Origin of the sequence: Bacteroides sp. 44_46 (genome assembly GCF_001915465.1) — a bacterium.
GTDB classification, from domain to species: Bacteria; Bacteroidota; Bacteroidia; order Bacteroidales; family Bacteroidaceae; genus Bacteroides; species Bacteroides clarus.
Window position 1 is genome coordinate 153,613 of record NZ_MNQO01000001.1, and the last position, 24,398, is coordinate 178,010.

General features: G+C 47.9%; 14 protein-coding genes and 1 tRNA gene. 13 read left to right on the forward strand and 2 right to left on the reverse strand.

The annotated features are described in order from the left end of the window. The first annotated feature begins 30 nt into the window (after positions 1-30). Together murQ and BHV73_RS00585 are read left to right on the forward strand one after the other, a co-directional pair. Positions 31-846 carry an N-acetylmuramic acid 6-phosphate etherase gene (gene murQ, locus BHV73_RS00580; RefSeq protein WP_009121796.1) on the forward strand — a complete coding sequence of 272 codons (816 nt, stop codon included), beginning with the start codon at positions 31-33 and terminating at the stop codon, positions 844-846. A 48-nt stretch (positions 847-894) separates the two neighbouring features. Further along, positions 895-2,751, forward strand: a complete 1,857-nt coding sequence (locus BHV73_RS00585; protein WP_087413101.1) for a serine hydrolase — start codon at positions 895-897, stop codon at positions 2,749-2,751. Between the two features lie 88 nt (positions 2,752-2,839). Here BHV73_RS00585 and bamJ read toward each other — a convergent pair whose 3' ends face one another. Then, the gene (gene bamJ, locus BHV73_RS00590) at positions 2,840-3,487 is read right to left on the reverse strand and encodes a BamJ family beta-barrel-assembly machinery protein (RefSeq protein ID WP_087413102.1); all 648 of its coding nucleotides are present in this window, start codon (positions 3,485-3,487) and stop codon (positions 2,840-2,842) included. Positions 3,488-3,623: 136 nt separating this feature from the next. Beyond that, the gene (locus BHV73_RS00595) at positions 3,624-5,165 is read right to left on the reverse strand and encodes a glycine--tRNA ligase (RefSeq protein ID WP_009121793.1); all 1,542 of its coding nucleotides are present in this window, start codon (positions 5,163-5,165) and stop codon (positions 3,624-3,626) included. Positions 5,166-5,569: 404 nt separating this feature from the next. On the opposite strand from BHV73_RS00595, the gene BHV73_RS00600 reads away from it, so the two are divergent. From BHV73_RS00600 to BHV73_RS00650, 11 genes are all read left to right on the forward strand, one after another. Further along, positions 5,570-6,643 carry an SMP-30/gluconolactonase/LRE family protein gene (locus tag BHV73_RS00600; RefSeq protein WP_087413103.1) on the forward strand — a complete coding sequence of 358 codons (1,074 nt, stop codon included), beginning with the start codon at positions 5,570-5,572 and terminating at the stop codon, positions 6,641-6,643. A 48-nt stretch (positions 6,644-6,691) separates the two neighbouring features. Beyond that, positions 6,692-8,086, forward strand: coding sequence for a polysaccharide lyase 6 family protein (locus BHV73_RS00605; protein ID WP_087413104.1), 1,395 nt, complete (start codon positions 6,692-6,694; stop codon positions 8,084-8,086). A 221-nt stretch (positions 8,087-8,307) separates the two neighbouring features. Beyond that, positions 8,308-11,022 carry a DNA gyrase/topoisomerase IV subunit A gene (locus tag BHV73_RS00610; RefSeq protein WP_087413105.1) on the forward strand — a complete coding sequence of 905 codons (2,715 nt, stop codon included), beginning with the start codon at positions 8,308-8,310 and terminating at the stop codon, positions 11,020-11,022. Beyond that, positions 11,009-11,854, forward strand: coding sequence for a DUF3316 domain-containing protein (locus tag BHV73_RS00615; protein WP_143269492.1), 846 nt, complete (start codon positions 11,009-11,011; stop codon positions 11,852-11,854). Before BHV73_RS00610 ends, BHV73_RS00615 begins: the two co-directional genes overlap by 14 nt. A 58-nt stretch (positions 11,855-11,912) precedes the next feature. Further along, positions 11,913-12,944, forward strand: a complete 1,032-nt coding sequence (locus BHV73_RS00620; RefSeq protein WP_087413106.1) for a S41 family peptidase — start codon at positions 11,913-11,915, stop codon at positions 12,942-12,944. Positions 12,945-13,024: 80 nt separating this feature from the next. Then, positions 13,025-13,106 (forward strand) — tRNA-Leu (locus BHV73_RS00625). A 187-nt stretch (positions 13,107-13,293) separates the two neighbouring features. Next, positions 13,294-16,332 (forward strand): SusC/RagA family TonB-linked outer membrane protein, encoded by a 3,039-nt coding sequence (locus BHV73_RS00630; protein ID WP_087413107.1) that lies wholly within the window; start codon positions 13,294-13,296, stop codon positions 16,330-16,332. 70 nt (positions 16,333-16,402) lie between these two features. Beyond that, on the forward strand, positions 16,403-17,926 hold the full coding sequence (locus BHV73_RS00635) for a RagB/SusD family nutrient uptake outer membrane protein (RefSeq protein WP_087413108.1): 1,524 nt from the start codon (positions 16,403-16,405) through the stop codon (positions 17,924-17,926). Positions 17,927-18,536: 610 nt separating this feature from the next. Continuing rightward, on the forward strand, positions 18,537-20,870 hold the full coding sequence (gene bglX / locus BHV73_RS00640; RefSeq protein ID WP_286735922.1) for a beta-glucosidase BglX: 2,334 nt from the start codon (positions 18,537-18,539) through the stop codon (positions 20,868-20,870). A 176-nt stretch (positions 20,871-21,046) separates the two neighbouring features. Next, positions 21,047-22,402, forward strand: a complete 1,356-nt coding sequence (locus BHV73_RS00645; RefSeq protein WP_286735923.1) for a glucoamylase family protein — start codon at positions 21,047-21,049, stop codon at positions 22,400-22,402. A 136-nt stretch (positions 22,403-22,538) separates the two neighbouring features. Further along, a complete protein-coding gene (locus BHV73_RS00650; protein WP_286735924.1) occupies positions 22,539-24,371 on the forward strand; it encodes an outer membrane protein assembly factor BamB family protein in 1,833 nt (610 codons plus the stop codon). Positions 24,372-24,398: the final 27 nt, after the last annotated feature.

Below are 24,398 nucleotides of genomic sequence, written 5' to 3' on the forward strand. Positions count from 1 at the left end.
ATTGTAAATCACAAAATAATAAATAGCCTTATGTTTGTAAAAATCTCAGAGCAACCCTCGCTCTATAACGACTTGGAGAAGAAGTCTGTCCGTGAAATACTGGAAGACATCAACAGAGAAGACCAGAAAGTGGCTCTTGCCATACAAAAGGCAATACCTCAAATAGAAAAACTGGTGACACAGATTGTTCCCCGCATGAAGCAGGGAGGACGTATCTTCTATATGGGTGCCGGCACAAGCGGACGTCTTGGCGTACTTGACGCTTCTGAAATACCGCCGACATTCGGCATGCCTCCAACATTGGTTATCGGTTTGATAGCCGGTGGTGATACCGCTCTGCGCAATCCGGTAGAAAATGCTGAGGACGATGCACAACGTGGCTGGGAAGAATTGGTAGAACGAAACATTACGGATAAAGACACTGTTATCGGTATAGCGGCATCCGGTACGACTCCCTATGTAATCGGCGCGTTGCATGAAGCACGCGAACATGGTATTCTGACAGCTTGTATCACCAGCAACCCCGACTCTCCCATGGCAGCAGAGTCCGATGTACCTATCGAGATGATTGTAGGTCCGGAATATGTTACGGGAAGTTCCCGGATGAAATCGGGTACAGGGCAAAAAATGGTTCTGAATATGATTACCACTTCCGTAATGATACAATTAGGCCGTGTAAAAGGTAACAAAATGGTAAATATGCAGCTCAGCAACAAGAAGCTGGTAGACCGCGGAACACGTATGCTCGTCGAAGAATTAGGGCTTGACTATGGAAAGGCTAAAGCCCTCCTGCTAATGCACGGCTCTGTAAAGAAAGCAGCGGATGCGTATCGGAATAAAGAATAATCGCGAAACGAAATTTCTATTTTCCAAATTAACTTTCAATTCCTCCATATGAAGACACTTACCAGTATCATTTTATTTCTGTTCAGCCTGCAGGCCATTACTATGGCACAGTCTTTACAGCGTGTGGCTCCCGAACAAGTAGGAATGGATTCCCGTAAACTGATGTATGCCGACGAAGCTATCGAAGAAGCCATTGCCAATAAAGAAATTCCCGGTGCCGTACTTGCGGTAGTGCGTAACGGTAAGATGGCCTATCTGAAGGCCTATGGCAACAAACGGATCTATCCGAATACGGAACCGATGACTGCAAATACCATCTTCGACATGGCGTCTTGCAGCAAATCCATGTCTACTGCCATATGTACCATGATTTTAGCAGAACGCGGAAAGATACGCCTTCTTGATCCCGTCAGCCGATATATACCCGGCTTCAAAGACTGGGAAAGTGAGGACGGAAAAGACAAAAAAGTCATTCGTATAACCGACCTGCTGACACATAGCTCCGGTCTGCCACCTTACGCTCCGGCAGCCGAACTGGAAAAAAAATACGGCTCTCCCAACCCTACGGGACTAATGGAATACATCGCCGGCTGTAAACGCGACTTTAAACCCCAAACGGACTTCCAATACAGTTGTCTTAATTTCATCACCCTGCAACACATTATCGAAGCCGTCAGCGGCCAATCCTTGCGTGACTTTGCCCGTGAAAACATCTTCAATGTATTGGGTATGAACCATACCGATTATCTCCCTTGCCAACGTGATAAGAACGGTCAATGGGTCAACACCGCCAACTCCCAACTTTCAACCCTCGACTTTCAACTAACCCGGGTGGCCCCTACGGAAAAACAACCCAACGGCCAGGTGCTTTGCGGTCAGGTACACGACCCCCTCGCACGTATTCTCAATGGCGGCATCAGCGGTAATGCAGGCGTATTCTCCTGTGCCGAAGATATTGCCATACTGTGCGCTGCTTTACAAAATGGCGGTGAATGGAACGGGCGGCGTATCCTCAGTCCGCAAGGAGTGAAAACTATGCGTACAGTTCCCCGTTCAACAGCTGCTTTGGGGCGTTCTTTAGGCTGGGATGTCTTCACTGCCTATGCATCCAATTCCGGAGACTTTTTCAGTCCGAATACTTACGGACATACGGGTTATACCGGCACATCCATAGTGATTGACCCCGACAATGACACTTCAGTAATCCTGCTGATTAATGCCGTACATCCCGAAGACGGACACAGTGTAGTACGCTTACGTTCATTGGTAGCCAATGTAGTAGCATCTTCTCTGTACTCCTCCCCACGTATTTATACAGACCATTACTACAAACGTTTCCTTCAGTTCATGGATGAACCCGCCATCGGTAACAAGGACATTGTAATGCTGGGTAACAGTCTGACGGAGAATGGTGGCGACTGGGCTGCCCGTCTTGGCAATAAAAACGTACGTAATCGCGGCATTATCGGTGATGAAGTAATGGGTGTATACGACCGTCTCCATCAAATATTGCCGGGACATCCTGCCAAATTATTCCTTCTTATCGGCGTGAACGATGTTTCGCACGACCTAACGACCGACACCATCGTCGGTATGATTCGTGTAACAGTAGAGCGTATCCAAAAAGAATCTCCCGATACCAAGCTCTACCTGCAAAGCCTGCTTCCCATTAACGAAAGTTTCGGTCGCTATAAAAGGCTGGCAGGCAAGACGAACATGATACCGGAAATCAACAAACAGTTAGAAGAACTCGCCAAAGAAAAGGGTCTGACATACATAAACCTCTTTCCCCTATTCACTGAAAAAGGAAGAAATGTATTACGTGCGGAGCTGACGACAGACGGATTACACCTCAAAGAAGAGGGTTATAAAATCTGGGTCAAAGCTATTAGAAAAAAGATTTAGCAAGAGAGTTTATAAAACAATTTTGATAAAAAAGGAAAAGGTGATAAAGTCTGCTCTTTACCACCTTTTCCTTTTATATTAATTTTAGTTATTCTACAAATCCTTCCAAATACACATCAAATGTCAATGATGTATAACCCGGAATAGTACCGGATGAATTACCGCTTGAACCATATGCACTTTGCCAAGGAATATACAACATCCAACGTTCACCGACCCGCATATACTGCAAAGCCCATGTCCATCCCGGAATTACTTCCGATACAGTGAACTCAGAAGAAGAATTAAACTCGGTAGGCCATTTGGAGTCACTCGATAAAGGTAATGGTATGTCACGGTCAGTAGCCCCGTAACCACCAAAGTTTCCGTCAAACTCATCACCTGTAATAAGAGTTCCGTAATAGAAAGCCTTAACAGTAGAGTTATACCCGTCAAAATTAGGACGCTCTCCCGTTTCTTTCTTCACAAGTTTCTTGCAATATGCGTACTGAGGTATCATATTGGTACTGGTTGTCGGCACCTGTATTGCAAATAATTCACCCTCTTCCATTTCATCAGCATCCTTTGCGGTAAGTACAAGTCTATCACCGGCTTTCCCCTTGATTGAGTCAACAAAAGCTTCGTTACGCGGTCGCCAATTATCATATTTTCCAGCTTCTTCCACTTCTTCGCAAGCTACAAACGTACCTGCCACGAAAAGCAAGAAAGGTAAAAACAAAAGAAACAGTCTCTTCATCTAATTATAAATTACGGAATTACTATTATTTACATTTGCCACCTGTCACTCAGGACGTAGCGAAAATCTCCTTTGCGCTTCATAATAAAGAGAGTATATTCGCTACGCTCTGAATGGCAGATAAACAAAATATTTCTTATTGCAACGTTTTCAACAAAGATGTAATGCTTACGCGATCTGCAATGATATTGTTCAGTTCGGAGATAGCCACACGTTCCTGCTGCATTGTATCACGATTACGCAGCGTCACACAGTTGTCTTCCAGCGTCTGATGGTCTACGGTCACACAGTACGGAGTACCGATAGCGTCCTGACGGCGATAACGCTTGCCGATACTGTCTTTCTCATCATACTGGCAGTGGAAGTGGAATTTTAAGTTATCGATAATCTCACGAGCCTTTTCAGGCAGTCCGTCTTTCTTTACCAGCGGCATAACGGCCAGTTTCACCGGAGCCAATGCTGCAGGCAGTTTCAAGACAACTCGGGTTTCACCGTTCTCCAACTGCTCCTCACAATAAGAAGCCGACATGATGCTAAGGAACATACGGTCTACGCCGATAGAGGTTTCGATAACGTACGGAGTGTAGCTTTCATTGGTTTCCGGATCAAAATACTTGATGTTCTTGCCGGAGAATTTCTCATGCTGAGACAAGTCGAAATTCGTACGGCTGTGGATACCTTCCACTTCTTTGAAACCGAAAGGCATCAAGAATTCAATGTCGGTAGCTGCATTGGCATAGTGCGCCAACTTGTCATGGTCGTGATAACGATAATGGTCATCGCCGAATCCCAGCGCCTTATGCCATTTCAGTCGGGTTGCTTTCCAAGTCTTGAACCAGTCGAGTTCAGTACCCGGTTTTACGAAGAACTGCATTTCCATCTGCTCGAACTCACGCATACGGAAAATGAACTGACGCGCAACAATCTCGTTACGGAAAGCCTTACCGATTTGTGCGATACCGAAAGGAATCTTCATGCGGCCGGTCTTCTGTACATTCAGATAGTTCACAAAGATACCCTGGGCGGTTTCCGGACGAAGATAAATCTTCATTGCACCTTCCGAGGTCGAACCCATTTCGGTAGTAAACATCAGGTTGAACTGACGAACTTCCGTCCAGTTTTTTGTACCGCTGATAGGGCAAACAATTTCTTCATCCAAAATAATCTGGCGAAGTTCATCAAGGTTATTGTCGTTCAATGCTTTTGCAAAACGTTCGTGCAAAGCGTCACGCTTAGCCTGATGCTCCAGTACACGAGTATTCGTGCTACGGAACTGGGCTTCGTCAAAAGCCTCACCGAAACGTTTGGCAGCTTTGGCTACTTCTTTGTTTATCTTGTCGTCATATTTGGCGAGTTGGTCTTCAATCAATACATCGGCACGATAACGTTTTTTTGAATCACGGTTATCAATCAAAGGGTCGTTGAACGCATCCACGTGTCCGCTTGCCTTCCAGATTGTGGGATGCATAAAGATAGCCGAGTCAATGCCTACTATGTTTTCATGCAGCAGCACCATGCTCTGCCACCAGTATTGTTTGATGTTGTTTTTCAGTTCCACACCCATCTGACCGTAATCGTATACGGCTCCCAAACCGTCGTAGATGTCGCTTGAAGGGAACACGAATCCGTATTCCTTACAGTGTGATACGAGTTTCTTAAAAACGTCTTCTTGTGCCATTTTTTGTTGTATCTTAATTAATTTGAAATCTTTATTTAACTAAAAACGCCACAAAGATAGGGATTTATCTTATATGTAGGGCAACGGGGGTATTAATTTATCTTATTCTTCCTCTGTCTTTCGGTTCTCGTTTGCCCGTTGCATCGCAAGGGCCGTATGAACTGAAAGAATAACAGACAGAAGAAACCAAAGGAAATCCAACCATAACAGGAAACCTGCGAAATGGATAAAAGATATAATACCTCTATATTCTGAACGGCAATCAGACGTAATCAGCCAACTTTTACTTTTTTAGAATAACTTCGAAATAAAAGTCCAAATAATTGAGATAATTCTGAAACTGAAAACCAAGAATCTTCCGTAATTTTGTTTTAAAAGAAATATCTATTTTTAAGCATATAAATATGAAGACAACATTTCTAGTGATCGGATTATGCCTGTTCTTGTTGACAAGTTGTTTTTCTTCTAATAGTCAAGCAAATAAAGATCTGCAAGATAGTAAATTATTTATGGAACTTCCATATAATTGCCCTACTCCCGATGGTATGGCAATAGCTCCTGACGGAAGTTTGATATTAGCCTGTCCTAATTTTGCCAACCCGGCCATGCCTGCTTGCTTAATGAAAATTACTTCCGATAAACAGATTTCCAAATGGATAGATGTACCGGTACTGCCCGAAACAGGTATCGCTTGCCCCATGGGAATTGCATTTAATGAAAAAGGAGATTTATATATCTGTGACAATCAAGGCTGGTCAGGAAGTGAGCGGGGATACAGGAAAGGTCGTTTGTTAAAATTAACATTTGATAAGCAAGGAATACTGCAAGAAACGATAACAGTGGCATATAATATGGAACATCCCAATGGGATACGCATACATAATGGAAAAGTATATGTCACTCAAAGTTCCCTATCCGCCATTCCATCAGAAAAATTGGTAAGTGGTGTATATTGCTTCAATGAAGACGATTGTAATATAGAAATAACCAATACGCTGGAAGATAAAAATCTATTAACGACGGTAATTACCCGAAATCCACAAGTGCAATATGGTTTAGATGGTATCGTGTTCGATAAGAAAGGTAATTTATATGTGGGTAACTTTGGTGATGGCTCCATTCACAAAATCACTCTGGATAAAAATGGAAAAGTATTATCCAATACTATATGGGCACAAGACAGTACGCAGTTAGTTACGACAGACGGTATTTGCATGGACGAGAAAGATAATATGTATGTAGCGGACTTTTCCGCTAACGCTATTGCGCGCATCACTCCTGATAGAAAGATTGTTCGAATAGCGCAGAGCCCTGATTGTGACGGTAGTAATGGTGGACTTGACCAACCGGGAGAGCCAATCGTATGGAATGGGAAACTGATAATTTCATGCTTCGACATAGTTACAGGACCCGACAAAATAAATACCAAGCATGACAAACCTTACACACTGGCGCAATTGGACTTGGAGAATAACTAAAAATTATTCTTGACAATACTGATTATAAAAAGTTTAAGATATTAGAATATGAAAAAGATTTGGATTTTATTTTTATGTTTCAGCAGTTTAACCATTCAGGCAAAAGACTACTACGTAACACCTGCTGACATTAGTAAGTTAAAAGAGATTTTAGGCAATAACACTTTGCGACCCGGTGATGAAGTAATTTTACGTGACGGGATATATACCGGATTGGGAGAAGTAGACTTTTCCGCCCGAGGAACAAATACCGACTCTATCAAATTAAGAGCTGAACATGCAGGAAAAGCCGTTATTTCAGGTGCTCTGAAGATGAGAGTATACGGGCAATATCTGCAAATGGAAGGATTGTTTTTTCATAAAGCATGGGCAAAAGATTTATGTATGATTGAATTCCAAAAAGAAGATGGTGTGTATGCTTCCCATTGCCGATTTACTAATTGCGTAATGGACGATTGTAACGATCCGGATAAAAGTGAAAAACCGGTAAAAGGGGTAGACCCTATTACAGTCAGTGAATATTGGTTAGGGTTGCATGGAAAGAATATCCGTATAGACCACTGCTATTTTGCGAATAAACGCATTGGCGGATTGATACTTCAGATATGGTTAAATGAATATGACCATCTAAATAATCATCAAATTGATCATAATATATTTGGAGCACGCCAGCCTTACGGCGGAAACGGCGCTGAAATTATCCGTATAGGCAACTCTTGGTCGTCACAGTTAGAATCCCACACATTGGTGGAAGACAATGTTTTTCTGCATTGCGATGGAGAGAATGAAATCATATCGGTTAAATCCTGTCATAATATTCTGCGCCGTAATCTATTCTTTGAATCACGTGGCGGTTTAGTTTGCCGGCATGGCCATGATAATATATTAGAATCTAATACTTTTGTCGGTAATAATATTGAGGGAACCTGTGGCATCCGTCTTATCAATCAAGGACACACCGTATACGATAATTTGCTTTGCCGCTTAGGTGGTTTTGGATTACTGGTACGCATGGGCATATACGAACGTCCGAATGCCAGTACCGATATTCAAAAGGAACCATTAACCTCTTATCATAGGGCTGAAAACATTGATATATCCCATAATGCTTTTATAGACTGTAAAACGATCGATTTAGGTTCCGGAAGCGGCGATAAAGAGCCTCGGAATGTACGTTTAGCTTACAATTATTTTAGCAACAAAACCAATAACATTCGAATATCCTATCCGGAAAAAACATTATCAGGTTTCTATTTTATGGAAAATCGATACATTTGGGCAGATGGGCTCATTATTAAATCTCCCGGATTCAAACGCTTATTACAAGCAGAGAATCATGATGCAAAAGAGCAAACAAGAGTTCGGGAATGCTTGGAAAAAGCAGGAACGGTTTGGTATCCAAGTACGGCAAAAGACATACGTTACATTTTAAGTAAATATTAAAATACAATAATCCTGCTTTTTATTTTAGGGAACTATAGCTTGCCTTAAAGTAAGCTATGGCAACTATGGTGAGATTTTACGCTTAAAACTTTATACTGTTACAAATCATTGGTTTCCAGAAATACAAATAAAAACATTTTCATTTATTGATTAAAGTTCGTATTTTTGCCTGCAACTGTCAAAGCAACAGTTATTCATGAATAGACAATTCCCGAACAAATATGAGCGAAGACTTTGAAGGAGCAAAAGACGATTTGGATAAAGAACTCCCGGCAGGGAGCGAAGAGCATTCAGATTATAAACCTGCGGATACCAATGATATAAGCATCAAGCACCAGCTGAGCGGCATGTATCAGAACTGGTTCTTGGATTACGCCTCGTACGTAATCCTGGAACGTGCCGTACCTCACATCATGGACGGATTAAAACCTGTTCAACGGCGTATTCTGCACTCCATGCGGCGTATGGAGGACGGGCGCTACAACAAGGTGGCCAATATCGTGGGACATACCATGCAGTTTCACCCGCACGGTGACGCCAGCATCGGTGATGCACTGGTACAACTCGGCCAAAAAGATTTGCTTATCGACTGTCAGGGAAACTGGGGTAATATTCTTACGGGAGACAGCGCAGCCGCCCCCCGTTACATCGAAGCGCGCCTTTCCAAATTCGCGCTCGATGTAGTATTCAATCCTAAGACAACAGAGTGGAAACTGTCATACGACGGACGTAACAAGGAACCGGTGACCTTACCCGTCAAATTCCCTTTGCTGCTGGCACAAGGCGTGGAAGGTATTGCCGTAGGTCTTTCTTCCAAGATATTACCACATAACTTCAACGAACTTTGCGATGCATCCGTAAAATACCTGCATAAGGAAGAATTCAAACTCTATCCCGATTTTCAGACAGGCGGCAATATCGATGTATCGAAATACAATGACGGCGAACGTGGCGGAGCCGTACGGGTACGAGCCAAAATAGAAAAGGTGGATAACAAAACACTCGTTATCCGAGAGATACCTTACGGAAAAACGGTAGCCAGTGTCTGCGATTCTATCGTCAAAGCAAGCGAAAAGGGGAAAATCAAGATAAAGAAAGTAGAAGACCTTACTTCCGGAAGCGTAGAGATATTGGTTCATCTTGCTCCCGGCGTATCATCAGACAAAACGATTGACGCGCTTTACGCCTTTACGGATTGTGAAGTCAGCATCTCACCCAACTGCTGCGTCATCGACGAGCAGAAACCTCACTTCCTCACCGTCAGCGACGTATTGAAAAAATCGGTGGACAATACATTGGCTTTATTACGCCAGGAACTGGAAATACGTAAAAACGAAATACTGGAAAGCTTACACTTCTCTTCATTGGAGAAGATATTCATCGAAGAGCGTATCTATAAAGATAAGGAATTTGAGCAGGCCAAAAACATGGATGCAGCCTGCGAGCATATCGACGAACGCTTGACACCTTATTATCCCACATTTATCCGTGAGGTGACCAAAGAGGATATCCTCAAACTGATGGAGATAAAAATGGCTCGTATCCTCAAGTTCAACTCCGACAAAGCAGAGGAACTGATTGCCCGCATGAAGGCGGACATCGAGGAGATAGACCGCCATTTGGCCAATATCGTGGAATATACGGTAGACTGGTTCCGCATGCTGAAAGAGAAGTACGGAAAAGGCTTCCCGCGCCGTACCGAATTACGTAATTTCGATACCATCGACTCTACCAAAGTGGTAGAAGCCAATGAAAAATTATACATCAACCGCGAAGAGGGTTTCATCGGTACCGGCCTGAAAAAAGACGAATTCATAGCCAACTGCTCCGACCTCGACGATGTTATCATCTTCTTCCGCGACGGACGTTACATCATCACTCCGGTGGCAGACAAGAAATTCGTAGGCAAGAACATACTCTATGCCAACGTATTCAAGAAGAACGACAAACGTACCATCTACAATGTCGTCTACCGTGACGGAAAAGAAGGTACGCATTATATCAAGCGTTTCGCCGTGACTTCCGTAGTACGCGACCGCGAATATGACGTGACACAAGGCACGCCCGACTCACGTATCGTATATTTCACGGCCAACCCCAACGGTGAGGCCGAAATCATCAAAGTAACGCTCAAGCCCAATCCGCGTATACGCCGCATCATCTTCGAAGAAGATTTCAGCCAGATAAATATCAAAGGCCGTCAGGCCATGGGCAATATACTCACCCGTAACCCGGTTCACAAGATAGCTCTGAAGCAACGCGGCGGTTCCACATTGGGCGGGCGCAAAGTATGGTTCGACCAAGATGTCCTGCGCCTCAACTATGACGGTCGCGGAGAATACCTCGGCGAATTCCAAAGTGACGAGCAAATCCTGGTGGTATTGAACAACGGCGAGTTCTACACCAGCAATTTCGATGTGAACAATCACTACGAAGACAACATACGGGTGTTGGAGAAATATGATTCGAACAAAGTATGGACAGCCGTTCTGTATGATGCCGACCAACAAGGTTATCCGTACATCAAACGTTTCTGTTTCGAGGCAAGTAACCGCAAGCAGAACTATCTGGGTGAGAACAAGGACAATCGTCTCATCCTGTTGACTGACGAATATTATCCGCGACTGGAAGTTATATTCGGCGGTCATGACAACTTCCGTGAGCCGTTGGTAATCGATGCAGACGAGTTTATCGCAGTAAAAGGTTTCAAAGCCAAAGGCAAGCGATTGACTACCTACACGCTGGAAACTATCAACGAATTAGAGCCTACCCGTCAGCCGGAAGTCCCGCAAACCCCTGAGAGCAACGACGAGGAAGAAGTTGAAATACTGGACCCGGATCACGGGAAAAGCGAAAGCGACATATTGGACGAACTGACAGGACAAATGAAATTGTTCTCTGATAATGATGACAGCAAGGAACATGAAACTACCTAAAGCGGTAATGCCGGTTCTCTGTACGGTTCTGCTGCTATGCTGCAACGCCATACGGGCGCAGCTTCCTGTAAAGGCAGAAGGATTGGAACAAAGCCGCCTCGTAACCCGTGCTACCATGTATGGCATAGGTGTCACGAATGTATTCGACACCTATCTGTCCCCCCAGGAATATACCGGAATAGATTTCCGCGTTTCCCGCGAAAGCATGCGCATGACCAGATGGATGGACGGTAAGCTGTCTTTGCAGAGTTTCTTTCAGGCCGATTTAGGTTATACCCATAACAAAGTGGATAATAACAACACATTCTCCGCATTAGCGAATTGGAATTATGGTCTGCACTATAACTTCCCTGTCACGAGTAACTTCAAGTTGCTCGCCGGCGGCCTTGCCGACCTGAACGGCGGTTTTGTCTACAACCTGCGTAATACCAACAATCCGGCATCGGCACGCGCTTACATCAATCTGGACGCATCGGGTATGGCCATTTGGGACTTACGCATCAAAAACTATCCGCTTACATTACGTTATCAGGTCAACCTGCCCTTAATGGGAGTGATGTTCTCGCCGCATTACGGCCAGTCCTATTATGAAATCTTCTCATTAGGAAACAGTAGCGGAGTGGTCAAATTCACTTCACTGCACAACCAGCCTTCATTACGGCAGATGCTTACGGCAGACTTCCCGATAGGACGCGCCAAAATACGCTTTGCCTATATATGGGACGCTCAGCAATCCAAAGTAAACGATATAAAAACACATACCTACTCACACGTATTCATGGTAGGCTTTGTAAAGGAGCTGTATTTATTGAAGAATAAGAAGAAGAGGTGATAGAGTAACAAGGCGGTAAAGTGATAGAGTGATAAGGTGATAAACGGTGAATGATAAGATGACGGGATTTCTTAAAAAGATAATGGTTCTGATGGTTGTACTTCCTTTGCTGAGCAGTTGCATCCGCGAAGAAGAAGTCACCAATTCTCCACAGGGGAACTTCGAAGCCTTATGGAAGATTATCGACGAACAGTATTGTTTCTTGGAATACAAGCAAATCGACTGGGATGCCATCCATGCCAAATACAGCAAGCTTATTACCAACACTATGAGCAGTGAAGGGTTGTTTGAAGTACTGGGAAACATGCTGAATGAGCTGCAAGACGGACACGTAAACTTAGCTTCCGCCCACAATGTATCGTATTATGACGCATGGTATCAGGACTATCCGCGTAACTTTCGCGAAGATATTGTAGAAGACACCTATCTGGGTAAAGCCAGTACCGACTACCGTACCGCCGCAGGCGTCAAGTATAAAATATTCGAAGACAACATCGGCTATATGCGTTACGAAAGCTTCTCCTCGGGAATAGGCAATGGAAATCTGGATGAGATACTCTCCTATCTCGCCGTATGCAACGGACTTATCATTGACGTACGCAGTAATGGCGGTGGCAACGTAACCAACTCCACACGCATTGCCGCCCGTTTCACCAACGAAAAAGTACTGACCGGATACATCCGCCATAAAACCGGCAAGGGACACAATGATTTCTCCGAACCCTACCCCATAGAATTAGAACCCAGTAACAGCATACGCTGGCAAAAGAAAGTAGTAGTCCTCACCAACCGCCGCTCATACAGTGCAACCAACGATTTTGTCAACCAGATGAGCTGCCTGCCCAATGTCACCATCATAGGTGACAAAACCGGTGGCGGTTCCGGTATGCCCTTTACTTCCGAACTTCCTAACGGGTGGACAGTGCGTTTTTCCGCCAGTCCGCATTTCAGTGTCGACATGGAACAGATAGAATGGGGAATAGACCCCGACATTAAAATAGATATGGATGAAACGGATGAGGCAAAGCATATAGACACTATCATCGAAAAAGCCCGGGCTTTCCTCAAAGGCGAATGGACTCCGGAATGAAATGAATAACTTTCTTTACGCTTTTGCTTGTAAAACCGATAAAACTTCTTATCTTTGCACCGCTTAACGGGAAATCCCTTGCGGGTGTGGCGTAATTGGCAGCCGCGCCAGACTTAGGATCTGGTGCCGTGAGGCGTGTAGGTTCGAGTCCTATCACCCGCACAGTTTATTTTTTTAAAAGACAAACAACAGAGAAAGAAGATGTATTGCCATACATCTTCTTTTTTCTTTCCCCTTTCCTCACGGATTGTGTTAAAAACCGGAGATATATAAAGGTCTGAAATCTTTTTTGCATCCCGATTGTTTCAGAGGAAACAATCAAGTTAGTTATCCACTAAAAATTTATGCAATGAAGAAAAAACCTAAACTTCCTATGAAGAGAGCCTTTTGGCTGAAAAATCTATTTCTGATAGCATGTCTGCTCCTCGCAGCAACTCCCGGTTTCTCTCAGAACAAGACAGTGACCGGTACGGTGACCGATGCTACAGGAGAACCGCTCATCGGAGCGTCCGTACTGCAACAAGGTACTTCCAACGGTGTCATTACGGACATTGACGGAAAGTATTCCATTCAGGTGCCACCCGAAGCCACTTTGGAATTTTCCTATGTAGGCATGGTGAAGCAGGCCGTCAAAGTGGGCAACCGGAGTATTGTCGACGTGCAGATGCACGATGATTCGCAGATGCTTGCCGAGACAGTCGTCATCGGGTACGGTAGCGCCAAGAAACGCGACCTTACCGGTTCCATCACCAATATCAAAGGGGATGAAATCGCCAACAAGCCCGTGGTCAACCCGGTAGCCGCCCTGCAAGGAAAGATAGCCGGCGTACAAGTCATCAACTCCGGTAAAGCCGGTGCAGATCCGGAAATACGTGTGCGCGGCACAAACTCTATCAACGGCTACAAACCGCTGTATGTAGTAGACGGCCTGTTCAACGACAACATCAACTTCCTCAATCCGCAGGACATCGAGTCCATGGAAATCCTGAAAGACCCGTCATCCCTCGCCATCTTCGGTGTACGAGGCGCCAACGGTGTCATCATCATTACCACCAAGAAGGCCAAAGAAGGGCAGACACGTGTCAACATCAACGGTTCGTTCGGTTTCAAAACCGTAACGAACAAGATTGCGATGGTCGATGCGGCCGGTTTCAAGGAGCTCTATAACGAACAGCTAAGAAACGAAGGCAATCCCGAATTCGATTTCACCCCCTGGACGGGCAATACCAACTGGCAGGATGAAATCTTCCAGACCGGATTCATCACCAACAACAACGTCAGCATCACGGGCGCTTCCGCCAAGCACAGCTTCTATCTCGGAGCCGGTTACGCCTACGAGCAAGGCAATATCAAGCACGAGAAATACAGCAAAGTCACGCTGAATGTAAGCAACGATTATAAAGTTACGGACAACTTCAAAGTCGGCTTCCAGTTTAACGGCGCACGCATACTGCCTGCCGATACCAAGAGTGTGGCAACAGCCCTCCGTGCCGCTCCGGTAGCTCCCGTATACAATGCGGAATACGGCCTGTACACCACCCTGCCCGGTTTTCAGAAAGCGCAGATGAACAACCCGATGGTCGATGTAGGCTTGAAAGCCAATACCACCCGTGCGGAGAACTACCGCGCGTCGGGCAACGTATACGGTCAATGGGACTTCCTGAAAAACTTCCAGTTCAAAGTGATGTACTCCATGGACTACGCTTCCAACAGCAGCCGCACCTACACTCCTATCATCACCGTATTCGACAGCAGCGTGGAAGGTAACGTCGTGACCCTCGGCAACGGAAAGACCGGAGTGAAACAGTCCAAGGAAACCGAAGCCAAAGTACAAAGCGACTACCTGCTGACCTACACCAATACCTGGAGCGAGCATAGCCTGACCGCCACCGCCGGTTTCACCACCTATTATAATAAGCTGGAGATGCTGGGCGGAGAACGTACGCAAGGAGTAGGTCTGGTCATTCCCGACAATCCCGACAAATGGTATGTCAGCATCGGCGATGCGGCAACAGCCACCAATGAAAGCAAACAATGGGAGCGCAGCACCGTATCCATGTTGGGACGTGTGCTCTATAACTACAAAGGCAGATACCTGTTCAACGGTTCGTTCCGTCGTGACGGTTCTTCCGCATTCTCCTACACCGGCAACCAATGGCAGAATTTCTACTCCGTCGGTGCAGGCTGGCTGATGTCCGAAGAGGAATTTATGAAAGACATCACCTGGCTGGATATGTTGAAACTGAAAGGTTCATGGGGTACGCTCGGTAATCAGAATCTGGATAAGGCCTATCCTGCCGAGCCGTTGCTCACCAATGCCTACTCTGCCGTATTCGGCAAGCCGTCCGCCATCTATCCGGGCTACCAACTGTCCTACCTGCCCAATCCCAATCTCCGTTGGGAGAAAGTGGAAGCCTGGGAAGTAGGCGCAGAAGCCAACTTCTTCCGCAACCGCCTGCACTTCGAGGGTGTATATTACAAGAAAACCACCAAAGACCTGCTGGCAGAAGTGCCGGGCATCTCCGGTACGGTTCCGGGCATCGGCAATCTCGGTTCCATAGAGAACAAAGGTGTGGAGCTCGCCATCAACTGGCGTGACCAAATCGGCGACTGGGGATATAACGTAGGCGCCAACTTCACTACAATCAAGAACAAGGTATTGAGCCTCGTACAGGACGGTTACTCAATCATCGCCGGCGACAAGAGCCAAAGCTATACGATGGCCGGTTATCCTATCGGTTACTTCTACGGTTACAAGGTGGAAGGCGTGTACCAGACAGACGAAGAAATCGCCCGGTCTCCCAAGAACACCCTGGCCACCGTTACACCGGGCGACCTGAAGTTCAAGGATGTGAACGGTGACGGTGAAATCACCACTGCCGACCGTACCATGATAGGCGACCCTACTCCCGATGTCACTTACGGCATCACTCTCGGTGTCAACTATAAAAACTGGGAACTCGGCATCGACATGATGGGACAAGGCGGCAACCAGATATTCCGCACATGGGACAATTACAACTGGAGCCAGTTCAACTTCATGGAACAACGCATGGACCGTTGGCACGGACCGGGTACAAGCAATACCCAGCCCCTGCTGAATACGAAGCATACCATCAACAATATGAACTCCGAGTACTACATCGAAGACGGCAGCTTCTTCCGTATCCGCAACGTACAGTTGGCGTATAACTTCGACAAGACCCTGATATCCAGAATCGGCATGCAGGCCTTGAAACTCTATGTCAACATCCAGAACCTGAAAACCTGGAAGCACAACACCGGCTACACTCCCGAACTGGGTGGCACGGCCATTGCTTTCGGTGTAGACGACGGCAGCTATCCGATGCCGGCCATTTACACATTCGGCTTCAATCTGACATTCTGACCGGCATAGTGCCGGAACAAAGTTCCCCTGCGGAATAACAGTACTTTATTAAATCTATAATAGGAAAATTATGAAACTAAAGAATAAGATATTAACCCTGATAGCAGGCACACTCACCACCTTTGCCCTGACATCCTGTAACGACTTCCTCGACCGTGACCCACTGGGACAGTTCACCGAAGACGATGCCCCCAACGCCCTTATCGGCGGAAAGATGTACAACGTATACTACCTGATGCGCAGCTATAACATCACTGCCGGCATACCCGCTTTCATGATACACATGGTACGCAGCGAGGATTCCGAAAAAGGAAGCGATGCCGGCGACGGCGCCGACCAGGCAGATATGTGGGATGATTTCCAGTACACAGCCTCCAACGGCACGCTGAGCGCCTATTGGGGACAGAATTATAAAATCATCTATCAGTGCAACGAAATCCTCGACGATCTGGAGAACAGCGGAAACAAAGATGATTTGGAGAATATACGTACCAAAGGCGAAGCCCTGTTTTTCCGCGCCTATTGTTACTTCAACCTTGTACGCGCCTGGGGAGAAGTGCCGTTGGTAACCTTCAAAGTGAAAGAGGCATCCGACGCCAACGTGCCCAAAACCACTGCGGACAAGATATACGAGCAAATAGACAAAGACCTCGCCGAGGCCGAGAAATGCCTGCCGCTGACGTGGACTTCCGAGTATACCGGACGTATCACATGGGGAGCCGCGCGTTCGCTGCACGCCCGTACCTATATGATGCGCAACGATTGGGATAATATGTACGACGCTTCTACCGAAGTAGTCAAGTCCGGTATCTACAACCTGAACACTCCTGTGGATAAAGTCTTTACCGTTGAGGGTGAGAACTGCGGCGAAAGCGTGTTCGAATTGCAATGCGAATCGACCGACGCGCTGAAAAACAGTGATGTCATCGGCAGCCAGTTCTGTCAGGTGCAAGGTGTGCGCGGTGCAGGCGATTGGGATCTCGGCTGGGGCTGGCATATGGGAACCACGCTGGTAGGCCAGGCATTCGAACCCGGCGACCCCCGTAAAGACGCATCCTTACTCTATTTCCGCCGAAGCATCAGTGACCCCATTACCCCGGAAAATACCAATAAGCCTTACGGTGAATCTCCTGTGTCTACCGCTATGGGAGCTTACTTCAACAAAAAGGCATATACCGAACCCGAGCTGCGTAAGAAATATACGAAAGAGGGTTTTTGGGTAAACATCCGCATTATCCGCTACCCGGACGTATTGCTGATGGCTGCCGAGGCTGCCAACGAGAAAGGTATTTCGGGCGAGGCCATCGACTATCTGGAACAGGTTCGCGCCCATGCACGCGGTACGGACAGCAGCATACTTCCCAAAGTTACGTCTACCGACCAAAATACACTGCGTGATGCCATTCGTCACGAACGCCGTGTAGAGCTGGCATTGGAGCCCGACCGTTTCTATGACCTCGTACGCTGGGGAATTGCCAAAGAAGTGTTGCAAGCCGCCGGAAAGAACTACCAGGATAAGAACGCCTTGCTGCCATTGCCACAAGACGAGATTGACAAATCGAACGGGGTGCTGGTACAGAATCCTAATTATTAAATGTAATTAGTAATTAGTGATTAGAGGTTAGTGATTAGTGATTAATGGTGAATGGTGAATGGTTAATGATTAGTGGTTTATGATTAGTCATTAGTGAGTTATGATTTATGATTAATAATTAATGGTTAGTGATTAGAAATTAATGATTAATAATTTATGATTAGTCATTAATCATTAGAGGTTAGTGATTAATGATTAGCACCATACAGCATGATAACGCACCTAAGGCTGAAAGCCTTTTATCTCCAAGCCCGGGGTAACACCCCGGGTATAAAAAGCCCTCTGTGTCTTGCGCCCTGTAAGGGCAAAAGATTCATACACAAGGATTTTGCCCTTACAGGGCGCAATGTTAATCATCTGCAATATCCCGGGGCGTTGCCCCGGGCTTGGAGATAAAAGCCTTTCAGGCTTTAACTTAGAAAGACCTATATTCATTATCCAGCTTAAAAAGCATATATAAAAACACATGCAAAAAGCATATACAAAAGCATATACAAAAGCGTATATAAAAGCATATACAAAAACGTATATAAAAGCATATTAAAAGACATACGCAAAGAAATATATGTAAAGAACCGTATTAGAAAATACATATTAAAAGAAACATATTATGAAGAAGTTTTTCCAAAGAACCAGCCTGCTACTCGCAGCCGCCTTTATAGGCGCTGCCACACTGCAGGCGCAGAAATCCCCTCAAGATATGGATCGCTTTATCGATGCACTGATAAAGCGAATGACCGTAGAGGAGAAAATAGGGCAATTAAACCTGCCCGTCACCGGTGAAATCACTACCGGACAAGCTAAAAGCAGTGACGTAGCCAAGAAGATTGAGCAAGGGCTCGTCGGCGGTCTTTTCAACCTGAAAGGAGTGGCCAAGATACGCGACGTACAAAAGCTGGCAGTAGAAAACTCACGACTGGGTATTCCCCTGCTCTTCGGCATGGACGTGATACACGGCTACGAAACCATCTTCCCTATCCCTCTGGGATTGTCCTGTACCTGGGATATGGCCGCCATTCAGGAGTCCGCGCGCATCGCCGCCATCGAAGCCAGCGCCGACGGCATCTCCTGGACATTCAGTCCGATGGTAGACATCAGCCGCGACCCGCGTTGGGGACGTGTCAGCGAAGGTAGCGGTGAAGACCCCTTCCTTGGTGGAGCGATTGCCAAAGCGATGGTCTACGGTTATCAGGGAGGCAACCTCTCCGACCAACTCAGGCGCAATGACGAAATCCTTGCCTGCGTCAAGCACTTCGCCCTTTATGGAGCGGGCGAGGCAGGCCGTGACTACAATACGGTAGACATGAGCCGCAACCGTATGTTCAACGAATACATGTACCCCTACGAAGCCGCCGTAGAGGCAGGCGTGGGAAGCGTAATGGCATCCTTCAACGAGATAGACGGCGTACCCGCCACAGCCAACAAATGGCTGATGACCGATGTTCTCCGCAAGCAATGGGGCTTCAACGGCTTTGTAGTGACCGACTTTACCGGTATATCCGAGATGATAGAACATGGCATCGGCGACCTGCAAACCGTCTCCGCGCGTGCCCTCAATGCCGGTGTAGACATGGATATGGTAAGCGAAGGCTTTGTCGGCACACTCAAGAAGTCCGTCATGTCGGGCAAGGTAAGCATGAAAACCCTCGATGCGGCCTGCCGCCGTATCCTCGAAGCCAAGTATAAGTTAGGACTTTTCGACAATCCCTATAAATACTGCGATGTGAACCGTCCCGCACGCGACATCTTCACCAAAGAACACCGCGCCGCCGCACGCCGTATTGCCGCCGAGAGCTTTGTATTGCTAAAGAACGGCAGCATCAAGCAACATCCGGGTTCTCTGCCCGAGCCGCTGCTTCCGCTGAAAAAAGAAGGAACCGTGGCCGTCATAGGCCCGTTGGGCAATACACGCAGCAATATGCCCGGAACATGGAGCGTAGCCGCACGCCTCAACGACTACCCCTCTCTGTATGAAGGACTGAAGGAGATGATGTCCGGCAAAGTGAACATCACATACGCCAAAGGCAGCAACCTCATCGGCGATGCCGCCTACGAAGAGCGCGCCACCATGTTCGGACGTTCCCTGAACCGGGACAACCGTACGGACAAAGAACTGCTGGACGAAGCCCTGAAAACAGCCGCCGGCGCGGACGTTATCGTAGCCGCGCTCGGTGAATCTTCCGAAATGAGCGGCGAGAGTTCCAGCCGTACCAACCTTGACCTGCCCGACGTACAGCGTTCACTGCTGGAAGCCTTGCTGAAAACAGGCAAGCCCGTAGTACTCACCCTCTTCACCGGACGCCCGCTGACACTGACCTGGGAACAGGCCAACGTGCCCGCCATACTGAACGTATGGTTTGGCGGAAGCGAAGCCGCCTATGCCATAGGCGATGTCTTGTTCGGAGATGTCAACCCCGGCGGCAAACTGACGATGACCTTCCCGAAGAATGTAGGACAAATACCGTTGTTCTACAACCACAAGAATACCGGACGTCCGCTGCAGGCAGGCAAATGGTTCGAGAAGTTCCGCAGTAACTACCTGGACGTGGCCAACGAGCCGCTTTATCCCTTTGGATACGGCCTGTCTTATACCACCTTCGAATACAGCGACATCGCCCTGAGCACCCCGTCGATGGGACAGAACGGTTCCATAACCGCCGTAGTCACCGTAACCAACACCGGAAAACGCGACGGTGCGGAAGTCGTACAGCTATACATCCGCGACCTTGTAGGAAGCATCACCCGCCCCGTACGCGAGCTGAAAGGCTTTGAAAAGGTATTCCTTCGTGCAGGCGAAAGCAAGACCGTTTCCTTCAAGATTACTCCGGAGCTGCTGCGCTTCTATGATTACGACCTGAACCATGTAGCCGAGCCCGGAGAGTTCGACCTCTTCATCGGGGGAAGCAGTCAGGCCACCAAGACGGCGCGCATCACCTTGAAGTAAACAATCCGTCTCTCCTGAGGATACCAACCGTTTTATCCGGGGGAATCTCAGTTTCCTACCGGGGAAACCGAAATTCCCCACCGGGGAAACGGGTGTTTCTCCCTGAGGGAACCGCCGTTTCCTTACGGGGAAACAAAATTCTCCCGCCAGTATATAAATCATTGCACGTAAACAGTATGAAATCAGTAAACATCTATATCCCGCTTCTCCTGCTATTGTTCCTCGCAGGAGCCTGCGGTACAAAAAAATCCGACGGAACGTCCGGCACGTTGAGCGACGACGCCCTGCTGGACACAGTACAGCGCCGAACCTTCAATTACTTTTGGGACGGGGCCGAACCCAACAGCGGACTCGCGCGCGAGCGCATCCACATGGACGGGGTATACCCCGAAAACGACCAAAACGTAGTGACATCCGGCGGCAGCGGTTTCGGTATCATGGCAGTGCTCGCAGGTATCGACCGGGGCTACGTCACCCGTGAAGAAGGACTGGCGCGCATGGAACGCATCGTTTCTTTCCTCGAGACCGCCGACCGCTTTCATGGAGCTTACCCCCATTGGTGGTATGGCGATACGGGGCGGGTAAAGCCCTTCGGGCAGAAAGACAATGGCGGCGACCTTGTAGAAACCGCTTTCGTAATGCAGGCTCTCCTTGCCGTACACCAGTACTATGCAGGCGGCAGCCCGCAAGAGAAAGCCCTCGCCGCCCGCATCGACAAGCTATGGCGGGAAGTAGACTGGAACTTCTACCGCCAGGGCGACCAAAACGTACTCTACTGGCATTGGAGTCCCGAATACGGCTGGGAGATGAACTTCCCCGTACACGGTTACAACGAATGCCTCATCATGTACATCCTTGCCGCCGCCTCGCCTACGCATGGCGTACCTGCCGCCGTATACCACGAAGGTTGGGCGCAGAACGGCGCCATCGTCAGCCCGCATAAGGTAGAGGGTATCGAACTGCATCTGCGATATCAAGGTACGGAAGCCGGCCCCCTGTTCTGGGCGCAGTACTCTTTCCTGGGACTTGACCCCAACGGACTGAAAGACGAATATTGCCCCGGTTACTTCGGCGAAATGCGTAACCTGACGCTTGTAAACCGCGCCTACTGCATCCGTAACCCCAAGCATTACAAAGGTTTCGGACCGGACTGCTGGGGGCTGACCGCCAGCTACTCCGTAAACGGATATGCCGCCCACTCGCCCAACGAGCGCAACGACCGGGGAGTCATCTCTCCCACCGCCGCCCTGTCATCCATCGTATATACGCCGGAGTACTCATTGCAAGTGATGCGCCACCTCTACGGAATGGGCGATAAAGTATTCGGTCCTTACGGATTCTACGACGCTTTCAGCGAAACGGACAACTGGTATCCGCAACGTTATCTTGCCATCGACCAGGGCCCGATAGCCGTAATGATTGAGAACTACCGCAGCGGACTGCTCTGGAAGCTCTTTATGAGCCATCCGGACGTACAGCGGGGATTGCAGAAGTTAGGATTCACCGCCCCGCAAGCCACAGCCGAAGAATAACTTCGTTCTTTCTTGTACCTGTAAAGAGGATACGCCGAAGCTGATTTTGCTATCATAATCAGAGTTTCGCCGTATCCTCTTTTTGTTTTCCGGATAAAACTAAGTATCTTTGGAGCAACACCAATCAATCATCATCATGAAAAAGTTCCTATCAGCCCTCTGCGTGACGGCGCTGTCACTCCTTGTCTACGGACAGGACGGCCACCCCTCTTCCATCTCCGGCAACCGGCGGAATTTCTCCTTTGCCTGGCTCACCGATGTTCATCTCAACTCTTTCGCCTACGCCGAAGACGATTTACGGCAAGCCGTTGAGGATATCAATGCCAACCCCGATGTGGATTTCACCATTCTGAGCGGAGACGTGACGGAATTCGGCGATACAAAAGAGTTTCAATTACTCGAGGAGATATTGAAAGGCTTCCGGAAACCCTACCTGCTGTTGCCCGGCAACCACGACGTGAACTGGAGCGAGAACGGATGTACGATGTTCGATAAGATATTCCGGGCGTCACATTTCTGCTATGACTGGCAGGGGGTACGCTTCATCGGTTGCGGAGCAGGTCCGAGCCTGCGGATGGGACCACCCCATATCCCGCGTGAGGAAATCCTCTGGCTCGACTCCGTATACAATGCCACACCTGCGGCGCAACCCGTCATTTTCGTCAATCACTTCCCGCTGAACGCCGATTTAAGCAATTGCCGGGAAGTTCTTCGGATTCTTAAGACACGCAATACGCAGGCCGTACTCGCCGGACACCTGCACGTCAACCGCTCATACGATGCCGACGGCATTCCGGGAGTGATAGGACGCTCTTCCCTCAGACGGAAAGACCCGATAGGCGGATATAACCTGGTAAGCCTGAAGGGGGATACCCTGCTGTTCCGCGAACGCATCATCAAGACGGAAACCCGCCCGGCATGGGACACTATCGTCTTTCATCCCGCCATCCGGGAAGTATGGACTGTCAAGGATGTTACGGATATCGCTTCGCAAGGAAGCATAGACGGCAACCTGTACATCTATACCAATACCGCCGGAGTGGTTCGTGCGCTGGACGCCGACAACGGAAAAACCTTATGGAAGTACCGCACCGGGAATAAGATATTCTCCGCTCCTTTCATTACTCCGCAACTGGTAATCGTTTCTTCCTGCGACGGCTGTGTCTACGCCCTGAACAGACAGGACGGAAGCATGCGCTGGAAATACGATACCGGCTACCCGATTGTAGCCTGCCCTACGGTAGCGGATGATACCGTCTATATCGGCAGCGGCAACGGGAAGTTTTATTCCATCAATCCGGCGGACGGTACGGTCAACTGGATTTGCGAGGGATTGAAAGGGTATATCGAATCACGCCCCGCCACAGACCGGGAACGGGTTTATATAGGTACGTGGGGAGCAATGTTCTATGCCATCGACCGGAAAACGGGAAAGAAAGTCTGGGAATTCGACACCCGACGCGGCAGATACTTTTCACCGGGAGCCTGCTGGCCGGTAGTTCTTCCATACACCGCAAACGGCGGAAAGCAACAGGAACAGGTTATCGTACTCAGTTCCGACTATTTCGTACGCGCTTTCCAGCCGTCGACAGGAGAGATTCTCTGGGCTTCGGACGAAGCCAAAGGGCGAGAATCGCTCGGTTTCTCACCGGACGGAAAGACGATGTATATCAAAGGCATCAAGAACAACATCACCGCGGCAGATATTTCAAAAGGCGTTTACACACCGCTTTGGAATACCGCAATGCCTTACGAAAGCAACTTTATCCCTACCCGTATGGAGACGACGGAACAATACGTGTTCATTCCCACGGAGTTCGGGGTTGTCCACGCCGTACGAACCGACGGAAGCGGAATATCCTGGCAGTGGAAAGTGGCTCATTCGGCCGTCACCTCCTTGAAGAACGCAGGAGAAAGGCGACTGATTGTCATGACGATGGACGGAACGGTTACCTGTCTCAAATACTGAGTCTTCTACCTGTCTCCACCACCGCCG